The 291-nt window shown below is 65.3% G+C and carries 1 protein-coding gene; it reads left to right on the forward strand.

Going from position 1 to position 291, the window contains the following annotated elements; all coding sequences use genetic code 11:
- Window positions 1–291: DDE-type integrase/transposase/recombinase (locus tag AC5WS8_RS39485; protein WP_496108290.1), on the forward strand; the 291-nt coding region annotated here is incomplete at both ends.

Genomic DNA, 291 nt, shown 5'->3' on the forward strand with positions numbered 1-291 from the left:
ACCTTCTCCCGCCGGATTGTCGGCTGGTCGGCAGCCACCGTGAAGGAGACGGTCTTCGTGCTGGACGCCCTGGAGATGGCGATCTGGCAACGTGACCGCGACCAACACCCCGTCCGCCCGGGCGAGTTGATTCATCACTCGGATGCGGGAAGTCAGTACACGAGCTTCCGGCTCGCCGAGCACCTGGACGCGGCCGGCATCGCCGCCTCGATCGGATCGGTCGGAGACGCCTACGACAACGCCCTGATGGAGAGCACGATCGGGCTCTACAAGACCGAGTTGGTCAAGCCC

The sequence above is a fragment of the Streptomyces sp. PTL18 genome, from assembly GCF_059510295.1.